We start from the raw sequence: 25,057 nt of genomic DNA, 5'->3' as shown, positions 1-25,057 counted from the left end.
CCGCCCTCGACGCGCGCAATGCCACCGACCATCCCGTGCCCCCCGACACGTTGGTGTCGCTGTTCGCAGCCGGTGCCGCCGCCGCCCCCGACGCCGTGGCACTGATATTCGAGGACGAGTGGCTCACCTACGCAGAGTTCGACGAGCGTAGCAACCGCCTTGCCCACCACCTGGTTTCGGAAGGTGTGGGACCGGAATCGGTGGTCGCCGTGGGCATGCGGCGCTCGCTCGACCTCATGGTCGCCATCTACGCGATCCTGAAGGCCGGCGCCGCGTACCTACCGGTCGACCCGGACCATCCGGTGAACCGCACCACGTACGTTCTGGAGACTTCGCGGCCGGTGTGCCTCCTCACCCGCAGCACAGAAGGCGTCGAGTGGGTCACCGATGCACCGGTCCTGCACGTCGACATTCTCGACCTGTCGACCGGCGAATCCGGGGCGCTGCCGGTGGCACCGGCTCCCGAGCACGCCGCTTATGTCATCTTCACGTCGGGGTCGACGGGACGACCGAAGGGCGTCGTGGTCACCCACGGTGCGATCGTGAACCGGTTGTTGTGGGCGCAGGATGAATACGCCCTGACTTCCACCGATGCGGTGTTGCAGAAAACGCCGGTCACCTTCGACGTGTCGGTGTGGGAATTGTTCTGGCCCCTCCAGGTCGGCGCGACATTGGTGATCGCCGCACCGGACGGACACCGTGACCCCGAGTACCTCGCCACGCTGGTGCGCCGACACCGCGTCACCGTCATGCATTTCGTGCCCTCGATGTTGTCGGTCTTCACCGCCGAACCGTCCGCAGCGCACTGCGATTCGTTGCGTATGGTCATTTGTTCGGGTGAGGCGCTGACACCGGATCAGGCCGCGAAGTTCCGGGCCATCAACGCAGCCGACCTGCACAACCTGTACGGGCCGACCGAGGCCGCGGTCGACGTCACCTTCTGGCGCACCAGCTCCGCAGACACCGTTACGGTGCCCATCGGCAGACCGGTGTGGAACACCCGACTGCACGTGCTCGACGCCCGGTTACACCCGGTGCCCGACGGGGTGGCCGGTGAGCTCTACCTCGCGGGCGCGCAGCTGGCCCGTGGCTATCTCCGCCGTGCCGATCTGACGGCAGACCGGTTCATCGCGGATCCGTTCGCGGTAGGTGCCCGGATGTACCGGACGGGCGATCTGGTGCGACGCCGCCCGGACGGTGCCGTGGAATACCTGGGACGCACCGACTTTCAGGTGAAGCTGCGTGGACAGCGCATCGAACTGGGCGAGATCGAGAGCGCCTACGAATCGCACCCGGACATTCGACGCGCAGTGGTGACGGTGCACCGCGACGACCGCGGTCAGGAGTCCCTCGTCGCGTATGTCGTGGGTGAGGAGGGGGTGAACCCCGCCGCAGTGCGCGAGCACGTATCGGCTGTGCTGCCGTCCTACATGATTCCGGCCTACGTGGTAACGCTCGACGGTCTTCCTCTGTCGGCCAACGGCAAACTCGACCGGGCCGCGCTGCCGGCCCCGGTCATCGAGGCTGTGAGCACCGAATATGTGGCACCTCGGACCGCCGTCGAGATCGCAGTCGCCGAGGCGGTCGCCGACGTACTCGACCTCGGCCGGGTGGGGTTGACCGACAACTTCTTCGAACTCGGTGGCAACTCGCTCGTCGCCACCCGCCTGGTGTCCCGGCTCCGCAGCGCCGCGGATCTTCCGGTGTCGCTGCGCGACGTCTTCGACGCGCCGACCGTCGGCGGGCTCGCACAACGATTCGACGGTGCCGATCGCCAGGTCCACGCCGATGTCCCGATGCTGTCCGCTCGGGCCCGGCCGGAGCGGGTGCCGTTGTCTTCCGCTCAGCAGCGGGTGTGGTTCCTCAACCAGTTCGACACCGGCAGCCCCGTCCACAATCTTCCTCTCGCCGTGCGGTTCTCCGGCGACCTGGATGTCGCTGCACTCGGTCGGGCCGTGTACGACGTAGTCGAGCGGCACGAATCGCTGCGCACCGTCTTCCCCGATTCCGGCACCGGACCGTGGCAGCGGGTTCTCGCGCCCGGCGAGGTCGACGTAGAGATGACCGTCACCGACGCGGACGTCGACCGACTCGACCACGCGATCCGTCAGTTCGTTCTCACCGGATTCGATGTCACTACCGACATCCCCGTGCGGGCGCGGCTCTTCCGAACGGGAGCCGGCGAGCACGTCCTCGCGTTGGTTCTCCATCACATTGCCGCCGACGGCTGGTCGTTCGCTCCACTGTCCCGCGATGTGATGATCGCCTACGCGGCGCACAGTGCCGGACACGACGTGCGGTGGTCGCCGCTATCGGTGCAGTACGCCGACTACACCCTCTGGCAGCGCGAAGTGCTCGGTGACGAGGACGACCCGCAGTCGCGGGCGGCGCAGCAACTGACGTACTGGGACACCGCGCTGGCCGGGCTGCCGGACAGCCTCGACCTGCCCACCGACCGTCCCCGACCCGCGGCCGCGTCGCAGCGTGGTTCGACGCTTGCCTGGAACATTCCCGCCGACCTGCACGAACGCCTTGTGGCGTTCGCCCGCACACACAACGTGACCCTGTTCATGGTGGCGCATTCGGCGTTGGCGCTGCTGCTGAGCCGGTTGAGCGCGTCCCGCGACATCGCGATCGGCACCCCGGTAGCAGGCCGCGGAGATCGTGAATTGGACGACCTGGTCGGCATGTTCGTCAACACCCTGGTCCTGCGGACCGAGGTCGACCCGGCGATGTCGTTTACCGCCCTGCTGAACCACGTGCGTGAGGTCGACCTCGGAGCATTCGGTCACGCCGAGGTGCCGTTCGAGCGGCTGGTGGAGCATCTCGATCCCACCCGCACCACCGCACACCATCCGTTGTTCCAGGTGGCGCTGTTTTTCCAGAATCATGCGCCCGCGCATCTGGAACTGCCGGGGTTGTCGGTGTCGAGTGAGCCGATCGTGCCCGATGTCGCCGCATTCGATCTGCAGCTCGTGCTCACCGAAACCCATGACGGCGGCCGCCCCGGTGTGATCGGGGCGCAATTCAATTACGCTGCAGATCTTTTCGACGACGCCACGATTCACGGCTTCGCGGCGCAGTTCGTGCGCATCCTGGATGCCGTCACCGCCGAACCCGGCATGGCGGTCGGCGACGTGGCGATCACCGATCCGGCTGTGCGCGCCCGGGAGTTGACGACCTGGAATGCCACTGACCATTTCGTTCCGGCCGGGACGTTGCCGGAGTTGTTCGGGGATCGGGTGGTGCGGTCTGCGGGTGCGGTGGCGGTGGTGTTCGAGGGTGTGTCGTTGACGTATGCCGAGTTGGGTGCGCGGGCGAATCGGTTGGCCCGGTATCTGATCGGGTTGGGGGTGGGGCCGGAGTCGCGGGTGGTGTTGGCGATGCGGCGGTCTCTGGATTTGGTGGTGGGGATGTATGCGGTGCTCGGGGCGGGTGGTGCGTATGTGCCGGTCGATCCGGATCATCCGGCCGAGCGGATCGGGTATGTGCTCGATTCCGCGGGCCCGGTGTGTGTGTTGAGCACGGCGGCGGATCGGGTCGGGTTGCCGGCGGGGGTCGAGGTGGTCTCGATCGACGAGGTGGATGTGTCCGGTTTCTCCGATGCGGCGGTCACGGACGCGGAGCGGGTGGTTGCGCTGCGGCCGGAGAATCCGGCGTATGTGATCTTCACGTCGGGGTCGACGGGGAAGCCGAAGGGTGTGGCGGTGCCGCATGCGGGCATCGTGAATCAGTTGCGGTGGATGCAGGCCGAGTACGGGTTGACCGGTCGGGATGTGGTGTTGCAGAAGACGGCAACGACGTTCGATGTGTCGGTGTGGGGGTATTTCTGGCCGTTGCAGGTCGGTGCCAGGTTGGTGTTGGCGACCGCGGACGGGCATCGGGATCCGGGGTATCTGGCGCAGGTGATCGATGAGCATGGGGTGACGGTCACCGATTTCGTGCCGTCGATGCTCGATGTGTTCGTTGCTGCGGTGCCGGCCGGTTCCTGCCGGAGTCTGCGGCATGTGTTCGCGATCGGTGAGGCGTTGCCGCCGGAGACGGTGGCCCGGTTCCGGGCGGTGACGCCGGCCCGGTTGCATAATTTGTATGGTCCGACCGAGGCTGCGGTGTCGGTGACGTTCTGGGAGTGTGGGGTCGCCGACACGGTGTCGGTGCCGATCGGTGTTCCGGAGTGGAATACGCAGGCGTATGTGCTCGATTCGCGGTTGCATCCGGTGCCGGCGGGGGTGGCGGGGAGTTGTATCTCGGTGGTGTGCAGTTGGCTCGCGGGTATGTGGGGCGGGCCGATCTGACGTCGGATCGGTTCCTGGCCAATCCGTTCGGGGTGCCGGGTGCGCGGATGTATCGGACGGGGGATCTGGTGCGTCGCCGTCGGGACGGGGTGCTTCGAGTATGTGGGGCGCACCGATTTCCAGGTCAAGTTCCGTGGTCAGCGGATCGAGCTGGGGGAGATCGAGTCGGTGTTGCGGGCGTATCCGGCGGTGACCGGTGCGGCGGTGACGGTGTATGCCGACGCGGTGACCGGTGATCATCTGGTGGCGTATGTGACGGCGGAGTCCGCGCTCGAGGTGTCGGTGGTGCGTGCTCATGTGTCGGGGGCGTTGCCGTCGTACATGGTGCCGTCCGCGTTCGTGGTCCTGGACGAGTTCCCGCTCAATACCAGCGGCAAGCTCGACCGGAAAGCGCTTCCGGCACCCGAATTCACCAGTACCGGCACCGAATACACCCCACCGCGTACTCCGGGTGAGCAGCAGGTGGCCGCCGTTTTCGCCGAGGTGCTCCAGGCCGACCGGGTCGGGGCGCACGACAACTTCTTCGACCTCGGCGGCAACTCGCTCATCGCGACCAAGCTGGTGTCCCGGATCCGCGCCGAACTCGGAGTGCCGTTGGGTGTGCGAGACCTTTTCGAGGCGCCGACCGTGGCGGAACTCGCGGCGACGGTGTCGGGGACGACGGGTGATGAGGTCCGTCCCGCGCTGATGCCCCGGCCACGCCCGGAGCGGATTCCGTTGTCCCCGGCGCAGCAGCGGATGTGGTTCCTCGACCAGTTCGACACCACCTCACCCGCCTACAACCTGCCCGTCGCGGTACGCCTGTCCGGTGTACTCGATACCGGCGCCCTGACCGCCGCGGTCGTTGATCTGATCGAGCGGCACGAAACCCTCCGCACCGTGTTCCCGGACTCGGAGACCGGACCGCACCAGGTCGTCCTCGACGCCGACTCCGCAACTCCCGAGTTGCCGGTCACCGTCGTCGACGAGAAGCGGCTCGAGAACGAACTTGCCGGCTTCCTCGGTGCCGGTTTCGACGTGACGACCGAGCTCCCTGTCCGCGTCGCCCTGTTCCGGATCGACGCCGAGGAGCACGTCCTCGCGTTGGTGGTCCATCATATTTCCGGCGACGGCTGGTCGATGGCGCCCATGGTGCGCGACACGATGACCGCGTACGCGGCACGCACACAAGGGAAACAGCCCACCTGGTCACCGTTGCCGGTGCAGTACGCCGACTACGCGTTGTGGCAACGCGAACTTCTCGGGGACGAATCCGACCCGGACTCGCTCGCGGCACAGCAGGTGGACTATTGGACGACCGCACTCGCCGGGGTGCCCGAGGAACTGGACCTTCCGGTCGACCGGCCCCGGCCGGCTGAGCAGTCCTACCGCGGAGGCCACGTCGACGTCGCACTCGACGCATCCGTGCACCGGGCGCTGGCGTCGCTCGCACAGTCCGAGCGGGCAACGCTGTTCATGGTGGTGCACTCCGCGCTCAGCATCCTGCTCAGTCGTGCGAGTGCGACGCCGGTCGTCACGATCGGCACCCCGGTAGCAGGCCGTGGTGAACGTGAACTGGACGATCTGATCGGCATGTTCGTCAACACGATCGTCCTCCGCACGGAGGTCGATCCCGGGGCGACCTTCCGCGAACTCCTGGGCCGGGTGCGGGACGCGGACCTGCAAGCGTTCTCCCACACGGACGTGCCGTTCGAGCGGCTGGTCGAGATACTCAGTCCCACTCGCAGTACCGCCCGCCACCCACTGTTCCAGGTGATGCTCACCTTCCAGAACCTCGAGCAGACCACGCTCGAACTCGACGGTCTCACGCTGAGCGGCCTCGACGCGACCCTCGATGTCGCGAAGTTCGACCTGCACTTCACGCTCGTCGAACAGTTCGACGAGCACGGGCTGCCGGACGGCATCTCCGCTCAGCTGATGTATGCGACCGACCTGTTCGACGAGTCGACGGCCGCGGCAATCGCCGAACGCTTCAGCAGGATCCTGGATGCCGTCGCCGCGAACCCGACGGTGCGCGTCGGTGACATCCCGCTGCTCGACACCGCCGAACGCTCCGCGTTGACGACCTGGAATGCCACTGACCATTTCGTTCCGGCCGGGACGTTGCCGGAGTTGTTCGGGGATCGGGTGGTGCGGTCTGCGGGTGCGGTGGCGGTGGTGTTCGAGGGTGTGTCGTTGACGTATGCCGAGTTGGGTGCGCGGGTGAATCGGTTGGCCCGGTATCTGATCGGGTTGGGGGTGGGGCCGGAGTCGCGGGTGGTGTTGGCGATGCGGCGGTCTCTGGATTTGGTGGTGGGGATGTATGCGGTGCTCGGGGCGGGTGGTGCGTATGTGCCGGTCGATCCGGATCATCCGGCCGAGCGGATCGGGTATGTGCTCGATTCCGCGGGCCCGGTGTGTGTGTTGAGCACGGCGGCGGATCGGGTCGGGTTGCCGGCGGGGGTCGAGGTGGTCTCGATCGACGAGGTGGATGTGTCCGGTTTCTCCGATGCGGCGGTCACGGACGCGGAGCGGGTGGTTGCGCTGCGGCCGGAGAATCCGGCGTATGTGATCTTCACGTCGGGGTCGACGGGGAAGCCGAAGGGTGTGGCGGTGCCGCATGCGGGCATCGTGAATCAGTTGCGGTGGATGCAGGCCGAGTACGGGTTGACCGGTCGGGATGTGGTGTTGCAGAAGACGGCAACGACGTTCGATGTGTCGGTGTGGGGGTATTTCTGGCCGTTGCAGGTCGGTGCCAGGTTGGTGTTGGCGACCGCGGACGGGCATCGGGATCCGGGGTATCTGGCGCAGGTGATCGATGAGCATGGGGTGACGGTCACCGATTTCGTGCCGTCGATGCTCGATGTGTTCGTTGCTGCGGTGCCGGCCGGTTCCTGCCGGAGTCTGCGGCATGTGTTCGCGATCGGTGAGGCGTTGCCGCCGGAGACGGTGGCCCGGTTCCGGGCGGTGACGCCGGCCCGGTTGCATAATTTGTATGGTCCGACCGAGGCTGCGGTGTCGGTGACGTTCTGGGAGTGTGGGGTCGCCGACACGGTGTCGGTGCCGATCGGTGTTCCGGAGTGGAATACGCAGGCGTATGTGCTCGATTCGCGGTTGCATCCGGTGCCGGCGGGGGTGGCGGGGGAGTTGTATCTCGGTGGTGTGCAGTTGGCTCGCGGGTATGTGGGGCGGGCCGATCTGACGTCGGATCGGTTCCTGGCCAATCCGTTCGGGGTGCCGGGTGCGCGGATGTATCGGACGGGGGATCTGGTGCGTCGCCGTCGGGACGGGGTGCTCGAGTATGTGGGGCGCACCGATTTCCAGGTCAAGTTCCGTGGTCAGCGGATCGAGCTGGGGGAGATCGAGTCGGTGTTGCGGGCGTATCCGGCGGTGACCGGTGCGGCGGTGACGGTGTATGCCGACGCGGTGACCGGTGATCATCTGGTGGCGTATGTGACGGCGGAGTCCGCGCTCGAGGTGTCGGTGGTGCGTGCTCATGTGTCGGGGGCGTTGCCGTCGTACATGGTGCCGTCCGCGTTCGTGGTCCTGGACGAGTTCCCGCTCAATACCAGCGGCAAGCTCGACCGGAAAGCGCTTCCGGCACCCGAATTCACCAGTACCGGCACCGAATACACCCCACCGCGTACTCCGGGTGAGCAGCAGGTGGCCGCCGTTTTCGCCGAGGTGCTCCAGGCCGACCGGGTCGGGGCGCACGACAACTTCTTCGACCTCGGCGGCAACTCGTTGTCCGTTACACGGGTGGCGGCGCGGCTCACGGAACTGTCCGGCAACAGACTGTCGGTCCGGGATGTCTTCGACGCCCCCACCGTGGCCGCGTTGGCACTGCGCTTGGCGCAGCCGGTGCCCAGTGGGCCCCGCCCCGCACTGACCGCGGCGACTCGCCCCGACCACATTCCGCTTTCGCTTGCGCAGCAGCGGATGTGGTTCCTCAACCAGTTCGACACCACCTCACCCGCCTACAACCTGCCCTTCGCGGTACGCCTGTCCGGGGTCCTCGACGCGCGGGCGTTGGCGTCCGCGGTCGACGACGTGGTCGCTCGGCACGAAGCCCTCCGCACCGTGTTCCCGGACACCCCGGACGGACCCGCACAGGTGGTGCTCGCGCCAGCCGATGCCGCCGTTACGGTAGAGACCATTGATGCGACCGAGGGCGAACTCGGCGCCCGGATCATCGCCTTCGCCTCGCGGGGATTCGATGTGACGGTCGAGACTCCTGTTCGTGCCCTCCTCGTCCGCACGGGACCCACCGAGCACGTACTTGCCATGTCCCTGCACCACATCGCGGCCGACGGCTGGTCGTTCGGACCGCTCAGCCGCGATGTCGTGACCGCCTACGCGGCGCGCACGGCCGGTGTCGTCCCGCAGTGGGCGTCTTTGGCGGTGCAGTATGCCGACTTCACCCTGTGGCAGCGAGCGGTTCTCGGCACCGACGACGACCCCAGTTCGCTGATGTCGACCCAACTCGCGTACTGGGCGAACACCCTCGCCGGCGCTCCCGATGAACTCCGGCTTCCGTTCGACCGGCCTCGTCCGCCGCAACCCACGTTCGCCGGGGCGACGGTCGCCTTCGAGATCGACCCCGCGGTCCACCGCGGCATCGACCGGTTGGCTCGCCGGGACGGTGCCACCACCTTCATGGTGATGCACGCTGCGTTGGCGCTGCTGCTGGGACGCTTGTCCGCCACCGACGACGTCGTCATCGGAAGTCCGATCGCCGGCCGGGGCGAGCGGGCCCTCGACGACCTCGTCGGGATGTTCGTCAACACCCTCGTCCTGCGGACTGCATTGCGCGGTGGTGACACTTTCCGTGAACATCTCGACCGCGTGCGGGATGCCGACCTCGAGGCGTTCGGTTCGGCGGACGTCCCGTTCGAGAGACTCGTCGACGTCCTCGCCCCCATCCGCACCACCGCCCATCACCCGATCTACCAGGTCGCCCTGTCGATGAGCCCGACGCCCACCGGAACCGTCGATCTGCCGGGACTGCGAGTCGGGGTCGAAGACATCGACCCGGGGGTCGCCAAGATCGACCTTCAGCTGACCTTGGGTGAGAACATCGACGCGGACGGGGCGCCCTGCGGTATCCGCGCGGAATTCCTTTACGCCACCGAACTGTTCGACGCCGACACGGTGCGTGGCTTCGCGCGGCGATTCCAGCAGATCCTCGCCGCAGTCGTCACCGATCCGGACCTCGTCGTCGGCGACGTCGACATTCTCGAAGCGGGCGAGCACGCCGCCCTGACGCCCGCCTCGGGCAGGACGGGTTTCGATCCGGTGCCGTTGCCGCAGTTGCTCACCGCAGCGGTGCGGAGCAACCCGGACGGTGTGGCGGTGACCGGGCCGTCGGTGGCCGGTGTGTGGGCGGCAATGTCATACCGCGAAATGGACGAATCCTCGACACAATTGGCGCGGCTGCTGATCGATCTTCAGGTCGGCCCGGAGGTGACGGTGGCGGTGGCGCTGCCGCGTTCGCTCGAATCGGTGTCGAGCGTCTGGGCGGTGGCCAAAACCGGGGCGGCGTTCGTCCCGGTGGACCCGGGCTATCCGGCCGAGCGGATCGGGCACATGCTCGACGACTGCGGCGCCCCGGTAGGAATCACCACGACGGCGCTGCAGGCGGCGCTGCCCGACCGTGTGGAGTGGATCGTCCTCGACGATGACGAGGTGCAGGCTGCGCTGGCGGGATATCCGTGCCTGCCGGTGACGGATGCGGACCGGGCGGCAGCGCTGTCGGTCGACCATCCGGCGTACGTGATCTACACCTCGGGGTCGACGGGACGACCGAAGGGTGTGGCGGTCACGCATCGCGGACTCGTCAATCTCGTTGCGGACGAGCGTGAGCGGCTGTCCGTGACCCCGCAGTCGCGGACTCTCCATTTCGCGTCCCCCAGTTTCGACGCCTCGGTGTTCGAATGGATGATGGCCATCGGTGCGGGGGCGACGATGGTTGTGGCGCCGCCCACGATCTTCGGTGGTGCGGAACTGGCAGAGTTCCTGGCCGAGCATCGGATCACGCATGCGTTCTGCACACCGGCGGCATTGGCGTCGGTGGATCATCGCGGCCTCGACCACCTCGAGACGGTGGTGGTGGCGGGGGACGTGTGTCCGCCGGAGCTGGTGGCGCGGTGGGCGCCTGGCCGGCGGATGGTCAACGCCTACGGGCCGAGCGAGACCACGATCATGTCCTCGGCGACGTCGCCGTTGGCGGCGGGGGAGCCGGTGACGGTCGGCTCGCCGACCGTGGGGGTGGACGTACTGGTGCTCGACGCGCGGTTGCGTCCGGTGCCGCGGGGGGTGCGGGGCGAGCTGTACGTGTCGGGACCGAGCGTCGCCCGCGGATATGTGGGCCGCGCCGGGCTGACGGCCGAGCGGTTCGTGGCCGATCCGTCGGGATCGGGCGGGCGGATGTACCGCACCGGTGACGTGGTGCGGTGGGTGCGCGACACGGCCGGTACCGATGTTCTGGAATTCCTCGGGCGCAGCGACTTCCAGGTGAAGATTCGCGGGTTCCGCATCGAGCTCGGCGAGATCGACGCCGTGCTGTCGGGGCACGAGGCGGTGGAGTTCGCGCACACCGTCGGGCACGAGGACGGCGCAGGACTGACCCGGCTGGTGTCGTATGTGCTTCCGGCGTCCCGCGCCGTGGTGGATCCCTCGGTGCTGACTGCGTTCGCCGGACGAAGTCTGCCGGGATACATGGTGCCGTCGGCGATCGTCGTTCTCGAGTCGCTGCCGTTGACCCCGGCCGGGAAACTGGACCGCGCCGCGTTGCCCGCACCCGTCTTCACCCGACGGGCCGAATTCGCTGCACCCGAGACCCCGCAGCAGCAGGCCGTCGCCGCGGTGTTCGCCGACGTGGTGGGGGAGCCGTCGATCAGCCTGGACGACAACTTCTTCGACCTCGGCGGTAACTCGCTGTCCGCCACCCAGGTGGTCTCGCGTGTCGGCTCGGCGCTGGGCACCCGCATTGCGGTCCGTACCCTGTTCGACAACCCCACCGTGCGCCTGCTCGCAGCGGCCGCAGAGTCCGGGGCCGTCGTCGACCGCCCCGCTCTGGTAGCGGTGGAGCGGCCGGCGCAGATTCCGTTGTCACCGGCGCAGCAGCGGATGTGGTTCCTCAACCGGTTCGACCCCTCCTCCCCGGCGTACAACATCCCCCTCGCCCTGCGCATGTCCGGGCGAATCGACGTGGCCACCCTGCGGGCGGCGCTCGCCGACGTCCTCGCCCGTCACGAGACCCTCCGCACCGTGTATCCGCCGACCGACGACGGCGCGGAACAGGTCATCGTCGCTGTCGACACGATTCCGCTCGACCTGGCCCCGCTGCGGTTGTCGGGTGAAGATCTGACCACCGCCGTCCTGCGGTACGCCTCGACCGGCTTCGACGTCACCGCGGAGCCGCCGCTGCGCGTGCACCTCTTCCGCGAGAGCCGCTCCGAGCACATCCTCCTGTTCGTCGTGCACCACATCTCCGCCGACGGCTGGTCTTTCGTGCCTCTGGCCACGGACGTCATGACGGCCTACGCCTCCCGCGCCGCGGGCCAGCCCCCGGTGTGGGGGCCGCTACCCGTGCAGTATGCGGACTACGCGGTGTGGCAGCGGACTCTGCTGGGGGACGCGGCCGACCCGCAGTCGCTGGCAGCCGGACAGCTCGCGTACTGGACGACGACGCTCGCCGGGCTGCCCGATCACCTGGCGCTGCCGACCGATCGGCCCAGGCCGCCCGTTCCGTCGAACCGAGGCGGCACCGTGCGGTTGTTCCTCGACAGCGACAGCCACCGCGCTCTGCTGGATCTGGCCCGGGCCCACAATGCCAGCCTGTTCATGGCGATCCACACCGGCCTCGCCGCCGTGCTGGCGCGGGTCGGTGCGGGCGCGGACGTCGCCATCGGCACCTCGGTGGCCGGACGCGGCGAGCAGGCGCTCGACGCCCTCGTCGGCATGTTCGTCAACACCCTGGTGTTGCGCACCGAGGTGCGGCCGCATGCGACGGTCGCTGAACTCCTGGGCCAGGTCCGAAGCGTCGATCTGGAGGCGTTCTCCCACGTCGACGTGCCCTTCGAGCAACTGGTCGAGGTGATCAACCCGACCCGATCGACGGCATTCCACCCGCTGTTCCAGGTGGCGCTCGCGCTGCAGAATCTCGAACGCCCGACACTGGAACTGCCGGGACTCGAGGTGTCCGGATTCGACATCGACTCGCCCGTCGCCAAATTCGACCTCAACTTCGTTCTGGCCGCCCGGCACGACGACGACGGCACGCCGGCCGGTCTGGACCTCGAGCTCGGCTACGCGCGGGACCTCTTCGACGAGGAGACGGCCCACCGGATCGGCGCCGCCTTCCTCCGCGTGCTCGCCGAGATGGCCCACAGTCCCCGCACCCGGATCGGCGACCTCGACCTGCTCGGCGACGACCAACGCGTCGCCCTCACCGAATGGTCCCGCGGACCCGCCCGGGAACACCGGCACCGCACGCTCGTCGACATTCTCGAGGAGCAGGCCCGCACCACACCCGAGGCGCCGGCCGTGCTCTGGCGTGATTCGGCACTGACCTACCGCGATTTCGATTCCCGGGTGAACCGGCTCGCCCGCAAGCTCATCGGCGCCGGTGTCGTACCGGATAGCGTTGTCGCGGTGGAAATTCCGCGGTCTCTGGATCTCCTCGTCGCGATTCACGCCGTGATCAGGGCGGGCGGCGCGTACACCCCACTGGACCCGGACCAGCCGGCGCAGCGGAACAACGACATCGTCGAGCAGTCCGGGGCCCGCCTGCTCCTGACCACGAGCGCACTCTCCGACGACGGGGACACCGCACGCCGGTACGGCATCGATGCGATCGTCGTGGACCACCTCGACCCGCACGAGTTCGCCTCGGCGCCGATCCGTCCGGACGAGCGCATTGCGCCGCTCCGCCCCGACAACATCGCCTACGTCCTCTTCACCTCCGGTTCCACCGGCCGCCCGAAGGGGGTCGCCGTCAGCCATGCGGCGATCAGCGGGCAGCTCGACTGGTTGTGCGCCCACTACGAGATCGGCGGCGGCGACACCCTGCTGCTCAAGACGCCGATCACGTTCGACGTGTCGGTGTGGGAGTGCTTCGCCCCCCTGGCCGCCGGCGCCCGGCTCGTCATCGCCGAACCCGACGGGCATCGCGACCCCGATTACCTCACGGCGGTCATCCGGCAGCACGAAGTCAGCGTCATCCATTTCGTGCCCGCCATGCTCGCGGCCGTGGCCGGTGGACCGGGCCTCGCGGACCTGCCGTCCCTGCGATACGTGCTCGTCGGGGGAGAAGCGGTGTCCCCGGAAGCCGTCGACGATTTCCGGGCCGCGCACCCGGCGGAGATCGACAACACGTACGGCCCCACCGAGGCGGCGGTGACCACCACCTCTTTCGCCGCCCGGTCCGACAACGGCGACACTGTGCCGATCGGTTCGCCCGTGTGGAACACCAGCACACTCGTTCTCGACGAGCGTCTGCGTCCGGTGCCCATCGGTGTGCCGGGTGAGCTGTATCTCGGCGGGGCGCAGCTTGCGCGCGGGTACCTCGGACGTCCCGACCTGACTGCCGAACGCTTTGTCGCCGATCCCTATTCGGCGGCCGGGGAGCGGCTGTATCGCACCGGCGATCTGGTTCGCTGGAACCGGGAAGGCCGGCTCGAATACCTCGGACGCACCGACTTCCAGGTGAAGGTGCGCGGTTTCCGCATCGAACTGGCCGAGGTGGTGTCCACTCTGCTGCGCCACGAGGACGTGCTCCAGGCCGTCGTGGTGTCGCACAGCGACCCGCACACCGGCGATCACCTCGTCGGATACGTGGTGCCTCGCGTCGGGATCGACCTGGACGTCGACGCGGTCCGCGACCACGCCGCCGGGGCGCTGCCGTCGTACATGGTTCCGTCGCTGCTGATTCCGCTGACCACGCTGCCCCTGACACCCAACGGCAAGGTGGACCGGAACGCTCTGCCCGCACCGGTGTTCGCGGTGGCCGCCGACTACACAGCTCCCCGAACGGAGACCGAACGGCTCGTCGCCGACATCGTCGCCGACCTACTGGGTGTGCCGCGCGTCGGGGTGCACGACAACTTCTTCGCACTGGGCGGCAACTCGCTGTCCGCCACGAAACTCAGTACCCGCCTGGGCGCGGCGACCGGAACGCGAATCGCCATCCGCGACGTGTTCGACGCCGCCACGGTGGAGGCGCTGGCCCGCCGGGTCGCGGCGCAGGTGCCCTCGGGTGCCACCGCGCCGTTGACCGCAACGGAACGCCCGGCCCGCATCCCGCTGTCCCTGGCACAGCAGCGGATGTGGTTCCTCAACCAGTTCGACACGTCCTCACCCGCCTACAACCTGCCCGCGGCAGTGCGGTTGAGCGGGGCGCTGGACACGGCGGCGCTCGCGGCGGCGATCGACGACCTGATCGCCCGCCACGAGTCGCTGCGCACCGTGTTCCCCGATTCGCCGGCCGGGCCGCATCAGGTGATCCTCGAACCCGGCGACGTCGTCCACGACCTCACCCCGGTGGCCGTGACCGACACCGGCCTGCGCGACGATCTCGCGGAGTTCGTGCTTACCGGCTTCGACGTGTCCCACGCGGTGCCGGTGCGAGTGCGGGTGTATTCGCTCGGCGCCTCCGAACACGTCCTCGCGCTCGTCGTGCACCACATCTCCGCCGACGGCGCCTCGATGGACCCGCTGATCCGGGATGTGATGACGGCGTACGCGAGCCGCGCCGCCGGATCGGAACCCCTGTGGGCACCCCTGCCCGTGCAGTATGCCGACTACGCGTTGTGGCAGCGACAAATGCTCGGCGATGATTCGGACCCGGGGAGCCTCGCCGCCGAACAGGTGCGTTACTGGACCCGTGCGCTGGACAATGTGCCCGACCAGCTGTTCCTGCCCCGCGACCGGGCCCGGCCCGCGGTTCCGTCGCATCGCGGTGCTGCCGTGCGTTTCTCACTGTCCCCGGACACCCATCGCGCACTGGCGGAGCTGGCCCGGGCTCACGGCGCGAGTCTGTTCATGGTGGCGCACGCCGCCCTCGCGGTACTGCTGAGCCGAGTCAGCACCACCTACGACATCCAGGTCGGCACCGCTGTCGCCGGGCGCGGTCGCCGGGAACTCGACGACATCATCGGCATGTTCGTCAACACTCTCGTTCTGCGCACCGAGCTCGACCCCGCGGCTTCGTTCGTGTCGCTACTCGGGCAGGTACGTGACGTCGACCTGGAGGCGTTCGCGCACGCGGACTTGCCGTTCGAGCGTCTGGTCGAGGTACTGAGCCCCGTCCGCTCCACGTCCCATCACCCGCTGTTCCAGGTGGCGCTGGGCGTTCAGACCCCGTCCGTGGACCGGCTCGAGCTCGACGGCGTCACCGCCTCGCCGCTGTCGGTCGACGTGGACATCGCCAAGTTCGACCTGCACTTCACCCTCGTCGAACGGGTCGACGGCTCTACGGAGCCCGCCGGCATCGACGGCGAACTGGTGTATGCCACAGACATTTTCGATGCCGATACCGCGGCGGAATACACGCTGCGGCTGCAGCGGATCTTCGAGTCCGTCGTTGCCGATCCGCAGCGCGCTGTCGGGGACATCCCCGTACTCGGAAACGACGAATACGAGGCGCTGACGCCGGTTCGGGGCGCCGACGCCCGCCCGGTGCAGATGCTCACCGAGATTCTCGCGGATGCGGTGGCCGCAGCTCCGGACGAACCCGCGGTCGTCTTCGACGGCCGAAGCATGTCGTACCGCGATCTGGACGAACGGTCGAACCAGCTGGCCCGGCTTCTGGTCGATCGGGGGGTAGGACCCGAAACGCGGGTGGCGCTGGCACTGCCGCGCTCGTCCGAATCGGTGATGGCCGTCTGGGCGGTGGCGAAGTCCGGTGCCGCCTTCGTGCCGGTCGACCCGCGCTACCCCGAGGACCGGATTCGGCACATGGTGCAGGACTCGGGGGCGATGGTCGGCATCACCGTGTCCGCGGAACGCCCCCTCCTCCCGGATTCGATCCGGTGGCTGTTGCTCGACGACACGGCGCTCGAGCAGCGCTGCACCCACGAATCACGGCTGCCCCTCACCAATCGGGACCGCATGCGGCCGATCCTGCCCGACCAGGTGGCGTACGTGATCTACACCTCCGGGTCCACCGGCCGCCCCAAAGGGGTCGCGGTGACCCACCGTGGCCTGGTGAACCTGGTGACCGACGAACGCGAGCTTCTCACGGTGACGTCCCGGTCCCGCGTCCTGCACTTCGCGTCCCCGAGCTTCGACGCCTCGGTGTTCGAGATGTTGATGGCGCTGAGCGCCGGCGCCGCCCTGGTGGTCGCGCCGCCGACCATCTACGGCGGCTCCGAACTCGCGGAGCTTCTCGCCGCGGAACACGTCACCCACGCGTTCTCCACGCCCGCGGCCCTCGCCTCCGTCGACCATCACGGGCTCGACGACCTCGCTGTCGTGGTGGTGGCCGGCGACGTGTGCCCGCCGGAGTTGGTGGCCCGCTGGGCTCCCGGGCGTCGCATGATCAACGCATACGGGCCGAGTGAGGCGACGATCATGTCGTCGATCACCGAACCGCTCCGGGCGGGCGAACCGGTCACGATCGGCGGGCCCAGTCGCGGAGTGCAGGCACTCGTGCTCGACGGGCGGCTGCGTCCGGTGCCGGTGGGCGTGCCCGGCGAGCTGTATGTCAGCGGGCCGAGCCTGGCCCGCGGCTATCTCGGCCGCCCCGGTCTCACCGCCGAACGGTTCGTGGCCGACCCCTTCGGCGAACCCGGGGCACTGATGTACCGCACCGGCGACCTCGTCCGGTGGCGCGAGGATCGGGTTCTCGACTTCGTCGGCCGTACCGACCACCAGGTGAAAATTCGGGGCTTCCGAATCGAACTCGGTGAGATCGACGCCGCGCTGACCGCGCACCCGCAGCTCGAGTACGCCACCACGATCGGTCACCAGCATCCCAACGGGGACACTTCCCTCGTCGCGTACGTGCTGCCGTTCAGCGGCGAGGACGTCGACCGGGTGGAGGTGGCGAAGTTCATCGGCGCAACCCTGCCGGGGTACATGATTCCGTCGTCGATCACGATCCTCGACGCCCTACCGCTCACCCCCGCCGGCAAACTGGACCGTGCCGCACTGCCCGAGCCGGTGTTCGCCGCCGCGGACCGCCCCTTCGAGGAGCCCCGCAACCCGCTCGAAGTGATCGTCGCGGGTGTCTTCGCGGAGGTCCTGGCGCTGCCGGAAGTGGGAATCCACGACGGATTCTTCGACCTCGGCGGCAACTCCCTGCTGGCCACGCAGGTGGTGTCGCGGATCAACGCCGCTCTCGACGTGCACGTCGGCGTCCGCGAAATCTTCGAAGCGCCGACGGTCGCGGCGCTCGCGGCCCGTCTCACCGAGTCCGCCCGCCACGGTGTACGCCGCCCGCCGCTCGTCGCCGGGCCCCGCCCCGAGCACATTCCGCTGTCACTCGCCCAGCAGCGAATGTGGTTCATCAACCAGTTCGACACGGCGTCGCCCGCCTACAACCTGCCGATCGCGCTGCGGTTGACGGGGGAGTTCGACCTCCCCGCGATGCGCGCCGCTGTCGCCGACCTGGTTGGCCGGCACGAATCGCTGCGCACCCTCTACCCCGACTCGGACTCCGGTCCACATCAGGTTGTCGTCGACGCCGCGGGCGCGGTACCCGATCTGACCCCGATTTCCGAGCATCCCGACGACGTCCTCGAGCGGGTAATCGACTTCGTGACGACCGGATTCGACGTCACCGCGGAGGTGCCGCTGCGCGCCCGCATCTACCGCGTCGCCGCCGAGGACCACGTCCTGGTCATGGTGGCTCATCACATCTCCGGTGACGGATGGTCGCTGGCACCGCTCGCGCGGGACGTCATGCTGGCCTACACCGCACGGGCCGAGGGGCACGCGCCGCAGTGGTCGCCGTTGCCGGTGCAGTACGCCGACTACAGTCTGTGGCAACGGGAACTGCTCGGTGACGAGACCGATCCCGAATCTCTTGCCAACGAACAGATTACGTACTGGAAGTCCGCGCTGGCGGGGATACCGGACCGGCTCTCGCTGCCGACCGACCGCCCCCGGCCCGCGGTGGCGTCGAACCGCGGCGCGCACGTCACGTTCACGATCGATGCCGACACCCACACCGCGCTGCTCGCGGTGGCGCGCCGTCAGAACGCCTCGCTGTTCATGGTCATGCACACCGCCCTCACGGTGCTGCTGGCGCGGTTGAGCAACGACACCGACATCGCGGTGGGCGCTCCCGTCGCCGGGCGCGGTGACCAGTTTCTCGACGAGCTGGTCGGGATGTTCGTCAACACACTGGTGCTGCGCACCTCGGTCGAGCTGGGTGGTTCGTTCGCCGACAATCTCGCTGCCGCGCGAGCAACGGACCTCGGCGCCTTCGCGCACTCCGACATTCCGTTCGAACGGCTCGTCGAGGTGCTGAACCCCGCCCGCTCCCGGGCGCACCACCCGCTGTTCCAGGTGGCGTTCTCGTTCCAGAACCTCGCTCGGACCGCCCTCGAACTCCCCGGACTGCACGTCGAGGGCCTGGACGTACCCAGTGCCGTCTCCAACTTCGATCTGCACCTGACGTTGTCGGAAAGCTACGACCACGATCGGAACCCGGACATGATCCAGGCGCAGTTCACCTATGCCACCGACCTGTTCGACGAGTCGACGGTGCAGTCCTTCGCGGACCGGTTCCTGCGGATTCTGGGATCGGTCGCCGCGGATGCCGATGTCGTGGTCGGTGGTATCGACCTCCTCGACGGCGCGGAGAAGGTGCGAATCCTCGGTGGATTCAACGACACCGCCGCTGAACTGCCGGCCGCCACACTGGTCGACCTGTTCTCCGCGCAGGTGACGCGCACCCCCGACGCGGTCGCGCTGTCGTTCGACGGCGTCGACGTCACCTATGCGGAATTCGACCGCCGCGTCGGCGTGCTCGCCCGGCACCTCGCCGACCGTGGGGTGGGCCCGGAATCGGTGGTGGGGCTGGCGATGAACCGGTCCATCGAACTTCTGGTCGGAATGTACGCCATCCTGCGCGCCGGTGGTGCCTACCTGCCGATCGACCTCACCCACCCCGCGGACCGCCTCGCCTACGTTCTCGACGTCGCGGCACCGGTCTGCGTTCTCACGACGTCCTCGGACGGTTTCGTCGCCGACGGCGTGCCCACCATCGAAATCGACGGGTCCTTCCTCGACACGCCGATCCCGGGAGCGCCGTTCGACGCGCCGAACCTCGCGGCGCCGCGACCCGAGAACACCGCCTACCTCATCTTCACCTCCGGCTCCACCGGCAGACCCAAGGGTGTCGCAGTACCCCATGCCGCCATCGTGAACCAACTGCTGTGGAAACAGCACCAGTACCCGCTCGACACCACCGACGCCGTGGTCCAGAAGACACCGGTCACCTTCGACCTCTCGGTGTGGGAACTGTTCTGGCCGCTCGTCTCGGGGGCGCGTTTGGTGATCGCCCGACCGGACGGCCACCGTGATCCGGCGTACCTGGCCGAACTCATGCGCGAACAACAGGTCACCGCAGCGCATTTCGTGCCATCCCTGCTCGAGGCGTTCCTCGCGACACCGGGTGCGGCGCAGCAGCCTGCCCTGCGCCGTGTGCTGTGCATCGGCGAGGCCCTGCCCCCCGACCTCGCCGCCCGCTCCCGCAGCGCGTTCGGATCGGCCGTTGCACTGCACAACCTGTACGGGCCGACCGAGGCCGCGGTGTCGGTCACCTCCTGGCAGCACACCGTCGACGACCGCGACAGCGTTCCCGTCGGCACCCCCGCCTGGAACACGCAGGCGTTCGTGCTGGATGGGCGCCTGCAGCCGGTTCCGCTCGGGGTAGCCGGCGAGCTGTATCTCGCCGGTGACCAGCTGGCCCGCGGGTATGTCGCCCGGCCCGATCTCACCGCGGAGCGTTTCGTCGCCAACCCGTTCGGCGCGGCAGGCTCCCGGTTGTACCGGACCGGTGACGTGGTTCGCTGGCGCCTGCGCGGCACCGAGGGCGTGCTCGATTACCTCGAGCGCTCCGACTTCCAGGTGAAGGTGCGCGGATTCCGGATCGAACTCGGCGAGATCGAGTCGGCGCTGAGCGGATGCCCCGGCGTGCAGCAGGCCGTCGTTGTCGCGCATCAGGACCCGACGACCGGAACGGCTCTGGTCGCATACGCGGTGCCCGAGGATGGCGCCACCCTCGTCGTCGCAGACGTGCTGGCGGACGCGGCCCGTCGAGTGCCGGGATACATGGTGCCCGCAGCGCTCGTCGTCCTGGACGCCCTGCCCCTGACCGCCAACGGAAAACTCGACCGCAAGGCGCTGCCAGTACCGGAGTTCGGGACCGCGCACGACGAGTACCGGGCCCCGGAAACGGATATGGAGGCCGCGGTCGCCGCGGCATTCGGGGACGTGCTCGGGGTCGAACGCGTCGGCGCCGACGCGAGCTTCTTCGAACTCGGCGGCAACTCGCTGGTCGCCACCCGGGTGGTGGCGCGGCTGTCCGAAACCCTGGGACGCCGGGTAGAGATCCGCACGCTGTTCGAGGCCCCGACGGTGGCCGGCCTCGCTGCGCTGCTCGAGTCGACGGAGAACGCCGACGACGACCGTCCGCGCCTCGCACCGGCCGAACGCCCCGCACGCATCCCGCTGTCGTCGGCGCAGCGCCGGATGTGGTTCCTCAACCGGCTCGACCCGGACTCGGCCGCCGACAACATTCCGGTGGCGGTGCGCCTGTCCGGGTCGCTCGATGTGGACGCGCTGCAACACGCGGTCACCGACGTCGTCGGCCGCCACGAGTCGCTGCGGACGGTGTATCCGGATTCCCCGGAGGGGCCGCACCAGATGATCCTCCCCGTCGATCGGGTCGGGGGTGGACTATCCGTGGTCAGCGCCGAGGAAACGGAGCTGGCCGGGCTGATCGCCGCAGTGGCCACGACCGGATTCGACGTCACCGCCGAGGTCCCGTTGCGAGTGCAGATCTTCCGGTTGTCCGACACCGAGCATGTCCTGGCGCTCGTCGTGCACCACATCTCCGGCGACGGTTGGTCGATGGCACCGATGGTGCGGGACGTGATGACGGCGTACGCGGCCCGCTCGGCGGGTGCCGCACCGCAGTGGTCGCCGCTGCCGGTGCAGTACGCGGATTACGCGTTGTGGCAGCGGGATCTGCTCGGCGACGAATCGGATCCGACCTCGCTGGCGGCGCAGCAATTGGCGTTCTGGACCCGCACCCTGGCGGGCGCCCCCGACCAGCTGAATCTGCCCACCGACCGGCCACGTCCGGCTGTGTCGTCGTACCGGGGTCGGAGCATCGACTTCCTCGTTCCGGCCGCCCTGCACCACGGCCTCCACCGGACGGCGCGGGACGCGAACGCCACCCTGTTCATGGTGGTGCATTCGGCCCTCGCGGTGTTGCTGAGCCGGCTCGCCGGGACGAGCGACATCGCGATCGGCACCCCGGTCGCCGGCCGCGGCGAGCGCGCACTCGACGACCTGATCGGCATGTTCGTCAACACCCTGGTTTTGCGACAGCAGGTCGACAGCGCACGCACCTTCGCCGACTTCGTGGCAGACGTCCGCGACACCGACCTGGCCGCATTCGCCCACGCGGATGTCCCCTTCGAGCGTCTCGTCGAAGTGATCAATCCCGCGCGGTCCACCGGGCGGCACCCGCTGTTCCAGGTGATGCTCACCTTCCAGAACCTGGACCAGGCAACCCTCGAGCTGGGGGAGCTGGCGGTGAGCGGTGTCGACGTCGACGTCGCCCTGGCCAAGTTCGATCTGCAGCTGACGCTGACGGAACGCTTCGACGCCGACGGCCGCGCGGACGGGATCACCGCCCGGCTCACCTACGCCTCCGATCTCTTCGACGAATCGACCGTGCACGTCTTCGGTGAGCGCTTCCTGCAAGTGCTGGCCTCCGCCGTCGACGATCCGGGTGTTCCGGTCGGCGACATCGACGTCCTCGGCGCCGGTGAACGGAAGCAGATCGTCGGCACCAACGCGACGTCGCACGACGTCCTGGCGGGAACGTTGCCGTCGCTCTTCGGTGCGCAGGTCGCCGCCACCCCGGACCGAACCGCCCTGGTCTTCGACGGGGAGGAATTGACGTACGCCGAGTTCGACGCGCGCGCGAACGCGCTCGCGCGCCGACTGATCGAGCAGGGGGTGGGCCCCGAATCGGTGGTCGCAGTGGCCATGCGCCGCTCCCTCGAACTGCTGGTGTCGATCTACGCCGTCGGAAAGGCCGGCGGCGCATACCTTCCCGTCGACCCCGATCACCCGGCCGAACGCACGGCCTCGGTCCTCGAGACGGCGGCACCGGTGTGTGTGCTCGTCGACGGTGAGACCGTGGACACCGCGGTGCCGGTCATCGACATCGCCGCCGAGGATTTCACCGGATACAGCCGGGTCGCCGTCACCGACCGGGAACGGCTGGCGCCGCTGTCGTCGGCGAACACCGCGTACGTCATCTTCACGTCAGGATCGACCGGCCGGCCCAAGGGCGTCGCCGTCACCCACGGTGCGAGCGTGAACCGGCTGCTCTGGATGCAGCACGAATACGGACTCACCGCCGAAGACGTCGTTCTGCAGAAGACACCGGTCACATTCGACGTGTCGGTGTGGGAATTGTTCTGGCCGCTGCAGGTGGGCGCCGGCCTGGTGATCGCCGCACCCGACGGGCACCGCGATCCGCGGTATCTGTCCAGGCTCGTCCGGGAACGGCAGGTGACGACCATTCACTTCGTGCCGTCGATGCTCTCCGTCTTCCTCGCCGAACCCTCTGCCGCCCAGTGTGAGTCGCTACGGTTGGTGTTCTGTTCGGGTGAGGCTCTCACCCCGGAGCAGGTGCAGCGGTTCCGGTCGGTCAGTGGGGCGGACCTGCACAATCTGTACGGCCCCACGGAGGCGGCCGTCGACGTAACCTACTGGGCCACAAGTGCCGCCGACCTCCACACGGTGCCCATCGGGCGTCCGGTGTGGAACACCCAGCTCCACGTCCTCGATGCGCGGTTGCATCCGGTGCCCAACGGTGTGGTGGGGGAGTTGTACCTGGCTGGAGACCAGCTGGCGCGCGGCTATCTCCGGCGGCCGGACCTGTCGGCGGACCGCTTCGTCGCCAACCCCTACACGCCGGGGGCTCGCATGTACCGGACCGGTGACCTCGCGCGACGCCGGGGTGATGGAGCGCTGGAGTATCTGGGCCGCAGCGACTTCCAGGTGAAGCTGCGCGGCCAGCGCATCGAACTCGGCGAAATCGAAACAGCCCTCGAAGCGCATCCGGATGTCAGCCAGGCGGTGGTGGTCGTGCACCGCGACTCCCGTGGGGACGAGGCACTGATCGCGTACCTGGTGCGAGGGCACTCACCGAATTCACCCGACGTGCGCGCCCACCTGTCCGCGCGGCTCCCGTCGTACATGATCCCGGCGCACGTCGTCGAGCTCGGCGCCCTCCCGCTGTCGGCGAACGGCAAACTCGACCGCGCCGCGCTGCCCGAACCGGAGCTGTCCTCGGCTGCCGTCGAATACGCGGCGCCTCGCACCGCGGCCGAGAAAATGGTTGCCCGTGTCTTCGAGGAAGTGCTCGGCCGGGAACGGGTGGGCCGCACGGACAACTTCTTCGATCTGGGCGGCAACTCGCTGATCGCGACCCGTGTCGCCTCCGCACTCGCCGATGAACTGGCAATCGACTTTCCGCTTCAGTGGATGTTCACCGACCCCACGCCGCAGTCGTTGGGGGAGCGGATCGCGAAGTCGACGGCGGACGGCGTCCTCGACACCGGTGCGTCGCTCGACGTCCTCCTGCCGATCCGCACCCGCGGAGCGGCGGAACCGCTGTTCTGCGTCCACCCCTTCATCGGGCTCGCGTGGAGTTACGCCGGGTTGAGTGGGCACCTGACCCAGGATCGGCCGATCTACGGGCTGCAGTCCCCGGCACTCACCGAGGACGAGGCGCCGCTCGCGTCGATCACGGAGTTCGCTGCGCGGTATGTGCGCGAGATCCGCTCAATTCAGCCCCACGGCCCTTATCACCTGCTCGGATGGTCCCTCGGTGGGGTGATCGCCCAGGAAATGGCCGTACAGCTGCAGGAGGCGGGCGAGAGCGTCCGACTTCTCGGGCTGCTCGACAGTTACGTCGGGCTCGATCGCAGTGCGAGCGCCGAGAACCCCGCTACCGTGGCGGACCTCTTGGGCGGTTTCGGTCTCGAACTGCCCACGACGGGCGGATTCGACGAGCTCGCGCCGGACGGCATATTCGACGCAGAGCGAGCTGCAGCGCTCCTCGGCGCGATCGGGGGACCGCTGGCGAGCCTCACCGCGCCGCAACTCGCCCGTATCTACGCAAACGCGCAGCGGGCGACGGAGCTGATCGATCGGCACCAGCCGCGGATGTTCGACGGCGACCTCGTATTCTTCACCGCTGCCCTGGACGACGGATTCCACGTCGATCCGGTGACGTGCTGGAATCCGCACGTCGGCGGCGACATTCACGAGCACCCCGTCGACGCGACGCACTGGACGATGACGACGCCGGAGGCGCTCTCGGTGATCGGGCCGCGCCTCGCGACACCCGGTCCAGTGCGTGATGCCATCAGCGGACCCGATGGCAGCGACCCCGACGACAGCGAGGAACGGCAGCCGTCCGTCCGCTAGGTGAGAGTGCCCGAAAGTCTGCCGCTCCGTGGGGCAGGTCCTGCTCACCGACCAGTGCCATACCTGTGAGTCCCGGCAACGAGGGCCATGCC

At 68.5% G+C, this 25,057-nt stretch carries 1 pseudogene; it reads left to right on the top strand.

Annotated features, from left to right (window positions below):
* Positions 1-47: 47 nt before the first annotated feature.
* A pseudogene (locus JQT59_RS38065) lies at positions 48-24,965 on the top strand (non-ribosomal peptide synthase/polyketide synthase); the annotation flags it as partial.
* Positions 24,966-25,057 lie beyond the last annotated feature (92 nt).

This window comes from Rhodococcus sp. USK13, from assembly GCF_018343855.1.
Taxonomy (GTDB): domain Bacteria; phylum Actinomycetota; class Actinomycetes; order Mycobacteriales; family Mycobacteriaceae; genus Rhodococcus_F; species Rhodococcus_F oxybenzonivorans.
Note: the sequence above shows the minus strand (reverse complement) of the source record. Positions and strands in the feature narration are given on the sequence as shown.